At 56.8% G+C, this 7,338-nt stretch carries 6 protein-coding genes; 4 read left to right on the top strand and 2 right to left on the bottom strand.

All coding sequences use genetic code 11. The annotated features are described in order from the left end of the window. Positions 1-3,395: choice-of-anchor Q domain-containing protein (locus tag M2103_RS13075; RefSeq protein ID WP_277511127.1), on the bottom strand; the 3,395-nt coding region annotated here is incomplete at its 3' end. Positions 3,396-3,749: 354 nt separating this feature from the next. Here M2103_RS13075 and M2103_RS13070 point away from each other — a divergent pair. The 3 genes from M2103_RS13070 (at position 3,750) to M2103_RS13060 (ending at position 6,648) form a co-directional block, all read left to right on the top strand. After that, positions 3,750-4,904, top strand: coding sequence for a hypothetical protein (locus M2103_RS13070; RefSeq protein WP_277511125.1), 1,155 nt, complete (start codon positions 3,750-3,752; stop codon positions 4,902-4,904). A gap of 194 nt (positions 4,905-5,098) precedes the next feature. Next, positions 5,099-5,494, top strand: coding sequence for a hypothetical protein (locus M2103_RS13065; protein ID WP_277511123.1), 396 nt, complete (start codon positions 5,099-5,101; stop codon positions 5,492-5,494). A 224-nt stretch (positions 5,495-5,718) separates the two neighbouring features. Beyond that, positions 5,719-6,648, top strand: coding sequence for a hypothetical protein (locus M2103_RS13060; RefSeq protein ID WP_277511122.1), 930 nt, complete (start codon positions 5,719-5,721; stop codon positions 6,646-6,648). A gap of 46 nt (positions 6,649-6,694) precedes the next feature. Here the strand turns inward: M2103_RS13060 and M2103_RS13055 are convergent, their stop codons facing one another. Then, on the bottom strand, positions 6,695-6,955 hold the full coding sequence (locus M2103_RS13055; protein WP_161554740.1) for a helix-turn-helix transcriptional regulator: 261 nt from the start codon (positions 6,953-6,955) through the stop codon (positions 6,695-6,697). Between the two features lie 86 nt (positions 6,956-7,041). Between M2103_RS13055 and M2103_RS13050 the strand changes: the two genes are divergently transcribed. Further along, positions 7,042-7,317 carry a hypothetical protein gene (locus M2103_RS13050; RefSeq protein ID WP_277511120.1) on the top strand — a complete coding sequence of 92 codons (276 nt, stop codon included), beginning with the start codon at positions 7,042-7,044 and terminating at the stop codon, positions 7,315-7,317. Positions 7,318-7,338 lie beyond the last annotated feature (21 nt).

The raw sequence follows: 7,338 nt of genomic DNA, 5'->3' as shown, positions 1-7,338 counted from the left end.
ACCGACACGTTGTTCCTCAACGAAAAATGCCTCTGTCGGTTGTCCGTCTCGCTCCCTCCGTTCGGACGACCCATCGGCACATACGTCCCGCTCGCTATCCATACCTCATTGCCGAAGCAGTTTTCTATCGCGTGCTGCACGCTCGCGACCGCCGTCGCCCATGACGATCCGTCGTTCTCGTCACTGCCTGTCATGCTCACGTAAACCCGCGGACTCCTCACCTTGACGACCTCCGCCGGCAGCGGGTTGCCGTCCGCATCATATGCCACCATCACATACCAGCCATAGGTGTCCGCACCCGCGTTGAAGCTCCACGACGGCGTTGCCGTTTCGCCGACCAGACTGTAGTCAACCGATTCGTTCCTCTTATAATACCATTCGTAACGCACGCCGTTGTTTGTGTTCGCCGATATCGTCACCGTGCTGCCCTTGACCGGTGTCTCACCCGATGCCTGCGGTTGGCTATCTATCGCCACCGCCGTCTGCCTCCACTCATATGCCCCGATTGTCGGCCGCATGGAGGAACGGGTTATGCCACGATAATCGGACGCCGGAATCGTCACACCCTCTGGTGCCTCCGCCTGCGTCATCCCCGCCCCTATCGCCGGGCTGCCTCCCAAAATATGCAACACCGTCGGCGTATTATTATAATCTCGCTGCGCGAGCAGCAGCGGGTCCTGGTCTAAATTGCCCGTCCCTACGTATCCGCCCTCAATGATACTGTGGCTCACTGTCAGGCCAGTGGCAATTTGCGCACTTCCTCCCGTATTTCCCCACACAATGCAGTTGACCAGTTGAGTGTTCGCACTTGTCGCATACACACCCGCGTTGTTCGGCGCACTGTTTTCCACTATCGTGCAGTTCACCAGTGCCACCGCAGCGGTTGTGCTTATTTGGATACCGCCGCCAGAACCAGAACTTGATGATGCGTTTCTATAAAACGTGCAGTTTACTAGCGTCATCGCCCCTCCCTCATGACGCATGCCCGCTCCGAAAAGCGCCGTGTTTTTGTAAAACACGCAGTTCTCATATACGGGCATAGTGCTGGCACCGTTGTATGCTGCGCCTCCGCCGGGACCTCCAGTTGGATTAACATTAGTTTGCGCATTGCCCTTGAACAGACAATCCCTCACGACGGGACTGGCTCCACCATTGTTATACAGGGCGCCGCCCCGTGCACCGGCCACGTTCCCTACAAACACACACCTTGACAGCAGTGGACTTGAGTCCCCGCCATTGTTCATGCCTCCTCCATAGTTTCCACCCCCGCCTCGTATTGTCACATCGTTAAGCGTGGCTGTGTTATCCAGCACCACCATCCCGCTCGGATGGCTAAACACATTGTAGGCGTTCTCCGCATTGCCCGACAAACATTGCCCCGAATCCGCATCATACACGTCGTTCCCGTTAAAGTCCCCCGACAGGATCGTCTCATTCGCCAGCAGGTCCCGCTCCCCGAGCGCCGTCTCCGTCCCCGCAAACCCCCCATGCACCGACACGTTGTTCCTCAATGAAAAATGCTTCGTCCGGTTGTCTGCTTCGTTTCCGCCATTCGGCCTATCCATCGGCACATACGTCCCGCTCGCTATCCATACCTCATTGCCGAAGCAGTTTTCTATCGCGTGCTGCACACTCGCGACCGCCGTCGCCCATGACGATCCATCGTTCTCGTCACTGCCTGTCGTGCTTACGTAAATTCGCGGGCTCCTCACCTTGACAACCTCCGCCGGCTGCGGGTTGCCGTCCGCATCATATGCCACCATCACATACCAGCCATAGGTGTCCGCACCCGCGTTGAAGCTCCACGACGGCGTTGCCGTTTCGCCGACCAGACTGTAGTCAACCGATTCGTTCCTCTTATAATACCATTCGTAACGCACGCCGTTGTTTGTGTTCGCCGATATCGTCACCGTGCTGCCCTTGACCGGTGTCTCACCCGATGCCTGCGGTTGGCTATCTATCGCCACCGCCGTCTGCCTCCACTCATATGCCCCGATTGTCGGCCGCATGGAGGAACGGGTTATGCCACGATAATCGGACGCCGGAATCGTCACACCCTCTGGTGCCTCCGCCTGCGTCATCCCCGCCCCTATCGCCGGGCTGCCTCCCAAAATATGCAACACCGTCGGCGTATTATTATAATCTCGCTGCGCGAGCAGCAGCGGGTCCTGGTCTAAATTGCCCGTCCCTACGTATCCGCCCTCAATGATACTGTGGCTCACTGTCAGGCCAGTGGCAATTTGCGCACTTCCTCCCGTATTTCCCCACACAATGCAGTTGACCAGTTGAGTGTTCGCACTTGTCGCATACACACCCGCGTTGTTCGGCGCACTGTTTTCCACTATCGTGCAGTTCACCAGTGCCACCGCAGCGGTTGTGCTTATTTGGATACCGCCGCCAGAACCAGAACTTGATGATGCGTTTCTATAAAACGTGCAGTTTACTAGCGTCATCGCCCCTCCCTCATGACGCATGCCCGCTCCGAAAAGCGCCGTGTTTTTGTAAAACACGCAGTTCTCATATACGGGCATAGTGCTGGCACCGTTGTATGCTGCGCCTCCGCCGGGACCTCCAGTTGGATTAACATTAGTTTGCGCATTGCCCTTGAACAGACAATCCCTCACGACGGGACTGGCTCCACCATTGTTATACAGGGCGCCGCCCCGTGCACCGGCCACGTTCCCTACAAACACACACCTTGACAGCAGTGGACTTGAGTCCCCGCCATTGTTCATGCCTCCTCCATAGTTTCCACCCCCGCCTCGTATTGTCACATCGTTAAGCGTGGCTGTGTTATCCAGCACCACCATCCCGCTCGGATGGCTAAACACATTGTAGGCGTTCTCCGCATTGCCCGACAAACATTGCCCCGAATCCGCATCATACACGTCGTTCCCGTTAAAGTCCCCCGACAGGATCGTCTCATTCGCCAGCAGGTCCCGCTCCCCGAGCGCCGTCTCCGTCCCCGCAAACCCCCCATGCACCGACACGTTGTTCCTCAATGAAAAATGCTTCGTCCGGTTGTCTGCTTCGTTTCCGCCATTCGGCCTATCCATCGGCACATACGTCCCGCTCGCTATCCATACTTCACCGCCCCCATCTGCGGCACAGGCTTCAATGGCTTTTTGCACATCCTTGTAGGCCTCGGCCCAACTTGTGCCCAATGCCTCATCGTTGCCGTCAGTTTTCACGCAATACTGGGCAGCGAAAAGTTTGCCCATCATCGTCAATGCGATGATCAAAACGCTGAATTTTATTTTCATATTTTTATAATTCATAACTAGTTGTAAAATTTTCCAACCCAGACTTAAAAAATTTGAATGGGAATCCTTGGCCGAGCGATTCGCTATGGATTGCTGAGATGTGCTTGCAGATTTGGAGTTCGAAATTACCACTGACGATTTGCTTACAGGTGGTGTGCACGCATCGCACCTGTTATGTTTTTGCATGTCAACGCCCTTTGTCGGGTAAACGTGTTCGCTGCAATCTGCCGTTGGGCTCAGCGCCTTCAGCGAACACCTCGCGGATACATTGACTTTGCGCGCCTTAGGCGCATTGAAGAGGCGCTTATGTTTTTATAATTCGGTAGCGTTCCGATGTGCGTTATTGCGTTGCGGCATGCCGGAAGAGTCGCGCGTTGCGCTCCGGTTCCGGCGTTGTGTGTGTGCGGAAAATGCCCCTTGCATGGCTCTTTTATAACCGTCCGCAATCCGCGGCGGTGGGGTTCGTGCGGGGGCTTTCTCAAACACATGAATATACAACACAACGTCCCCCTGAAGTTCGTCACCGAAACAGGGGAAATCAAACTGGCGCCTGAGGGATTCCTGCGCCTTTTTCGCGCGGCCCAAACCGCGCAAACATCAACCGGCGGCGAGCGCCGCGCCGCCCTCACGAAGGCCGCCATGTTCGACGGATTCACTCCGACAGCCGCCCAAGTCAAAACGCTCGAACGCATCGTCTCTCCGGACCCCGGGACGAAACGCTCCGACCGCGACGCGGCATTGGAGTTGCGCTTCGACACACTCACCATCAGCGCGGATGGCACCGCGTTTACCCGGCTCTACGGCATCGCGATAGACTTCACTCCCGACGAGGGCTGGGCCTATACCGGCTGCGTCGTGCCATACAAATCAATCGACGCCATGATCATCGCGATGAGGGAGAACCTCAAGGCTCCCCCGGATGAATCCACGACCGAGGATCGCTGGATACTCGTGCGCCGTCACGAGGTGCTCAACCTCATCGCATCCTCGCTCTACACCACGATGACACGCGAGGAGCTTGCCAGCGAGGTCCGCACCTTCCTTGAGGGCAAATCGCTCACGGGGGACGGTGGCGTCACCCACGCGCTCGTCGAAATCCGTCCCGATGAACATGGCGCCTTGCGACGGCCCGAGCACAAGCATGGCAGTCTTGACCAAGCGTTCCTTGAATCATTTCGAGAGTTCTTCGACGCGCTGCCGGACCAGCCCGACATCGAATGGCAGGTTGACGCCTACTTCCACGCCAGAACCAGGCTCGAGCGCGAAATCTCCCACGAGGTGTGGCTGCGCCTTCCGGCGATTTTGAGGGCCATCTGGAAGGCGGATAAAATCGAGGACGCCTTCCAGTGGGTCGAGGCGGACGCTGACGCGACGGAAACCACCGGGCTGACGAAAGCCGAAAGTGTCATCGTCAACAACCTCCTGGACAAAATCGTCGAGATGGAATCGCCGCCGTCTCAGGGCGTGAATCCCTTTTATTCCTTCGTCACCGACAGGTTTGGAGCTTTCACCTCGGGGACATGGCCGGAGGCGGATGAGTTCGGAAAACTGCCGGCGGTGAAACGGCGCATCGCGAAGGAAAAAATCATCGAGACGTTCGGATGGGTGGAGCTTTTGCCGCTTCCGGACGATTGCATCTGAGCTGATGTGGCAACACGGGAGCCGCGGTCCTTCGGGCCGCGGCTCCCGCATGATTTGCCCCGCGGGCGTCCTTGCGCGCGGCTTTTTGTATTCATCCGAAATTTCGGCTGAAGGGTTCGTGGGCGAAGACACCCGAAAAAATGACAAGCACCAAACCATGTATCATAAAATTGATACAACCCTCCGGGCGCACCGTGCCCGTTCCCATCGCGCTCCTGCGCGGCCTCCGCAGCATCCATATCTATGGAAAACACGAAACCGAGGCCGATGACGCCAACGCCGCCGAGGAAGGCTTCCGTCAACTCGACAACGACATCGACGTCACCGACGCCCAAGCGCGCACGATCACCGCCTTGACGACGATGAACAGGGGCACCCGCACCAACGACTACGAAACGCTTCTTGAGGCCGGAGTCGCCGAGGCGGTCCTTGATGTCAGCGGCAGAACGATCATCCATGACGGAAAACACATCATCGTTTTCACTCCAAAAAATGGATGGAGGGTGAAAGGCTCCAAGTCGGACTACGCGCCAACCCTGGCGCACCTGCTCGCTTCGATTCACGGTGAAATACCGCCGACATTTGAGTAGGCGCGCAGACTGACAAACCGCCCGCCGACCGGCTTTGCGGAAACAATTCCGCGAGCCGCGAGGCGGGCGGTTTTTGACCGGGGTTTATGCGAAGCCGGTCGTGAAAACGTCGTCACATCAATCCATCAAGAGTAAGCTATCAATAGTAGTATCTTCTTGCCATCGGAACCTGCGATGAAACACTCACGCATGTCTCGCCCCGCACAATTCCAACCACAACCATCATGACCCAGCACTCCATCTCGCCGGCGGACACATCCGCCACGCCGGACAACAAAAAACACGTTCCCACGCGCCGCGAGCGACTGTATGCGCATATCGGAAAACTCCTCGGAATCACCCCGCGACAGTTGATCACCCGCTCGCAACTGAACGCGGAAGTCGCCAGGGCGCTCCGCGATTTCAAAATTGTCCCTCAGGACAGCGCCGCCGGCGACGCGTCCGTCGGCGCTTGCAAAAACCAAACGAAAAACACCGCCATCTTTTTCATCCAGAGCAAGGGCGCCCTCGGCAAAACTTTTTGCTGCGCGCATCTCTACGAATACCTGAAAAACCTCGGTCACAAATTTCTCCTGCACAACGCCGATTCAATCAGTGGGGAACTCGTAAAAATTTTCCCCGAGACAATCCCCAACCGCCTCAAGATAGATCGCTTTGAAAACCAGGACTTGCTTTTCGATTCCCTGCGCGAAGGAAAAAATATCATCGCCGACTTCGAGGGTGGCTTCGCTGTAATAGACGCAATCCTGGATGTGTTTATCGGCAAATTTGACTTCGAGGCATTCTGCAACGAAACTGGCACCAAACTCATTTTGATCGTCCCCGTCGATGGTGGCCACGCCAACACCAAATGCTGGCTCGATCTCAAAAACGCATTTCCCTGGGCCACATTCTTTCAAATCAGAAGAGCGGACGATGATTCGCCGCGCGCGAAATACCCCGAACACCCGCCCGGACGGACCATTTTCATGCCTCACTTGAGCGGAGGCGATCCGGTGAAGCTCGCCTTTTACAGGGAGGGCCTGACAGCCAACATGCTCGCCAATCGCCTCGACATGATCGACGCGATCAACGCCAAGGTTTTCAGGGATATGCTCTACCGGGAGTTTACGAAACTCCTGAATCACATCCCGTCGCCGGGCACGCGCCGGTGATTTGCCCTGGACGCAACCGCGGGCGTGCCCGCGCCGCCGGCTGCGATCAAAGCTTCAGCTTTTTGAGCAGTGTTGACGGAGGCTTGCCCAGCGCCCGGCACACATCGGCGAGCAGGGCGACAGTGATGGTGCGCTGCCCGCGCTCGATGAAACCGATGTAGGAGCGGTGGATGCCGGCCTCGTGCGCGAAATCGTCCTGGTTGAGGCCGATTTTCTTGCGCTCGGCGGCAATCAGCCGTCCGAGCTTCTCGGAGAGCTCCTTCTTGTGTTTGCGCCTCTCGGCGCGGCGTTTTTCACCGGACTTCATGCGGGCACACTGGCAAAAATGGCATAAGGAGTCACCCATGAATAATAGGACATCAATAGTAGTTTATCCTTGCCATGCAATTTCCCGTGAAAACACTCGCCGCGCACGATTCGGAAACGCGCAACTGGCCCGCGCCAAAACAGCGCTCATTTAAATCATTTATGACACCACCGCCCAACGACCCGCCTGATCGGCACCCCTTGGAGGATTTTTTCAACGCGCCGGAGAATCAAAGCGCCTTCCTCAAGTTCCGGATAAGGCTGCATGCCTTCATAGGCAGACTCCTTTGCATACCGCCGCCACGGTTTATCACCCGCGCACAACTCGACGCGGAAATCGATAAAATCAACAGGGACTTATAATATGCGTGGCGCTTCGACGCG

Source organism: Ereboglobus sp. PH5-5, assembly GCF_029504805.1.
In the GTDB taxonomy this organism is placed as follows: domain Bacteria; phylum Verrucomicrobiota; class Verrucomicrobiia; order Opitutales; family Opitutaceae; genus Ereboglobus.
The sequence above is the reverse complement of the archived record's forward strand: the minus strand, read 5'-3'. Positions and strand labels throughout refer to the sequence as shown.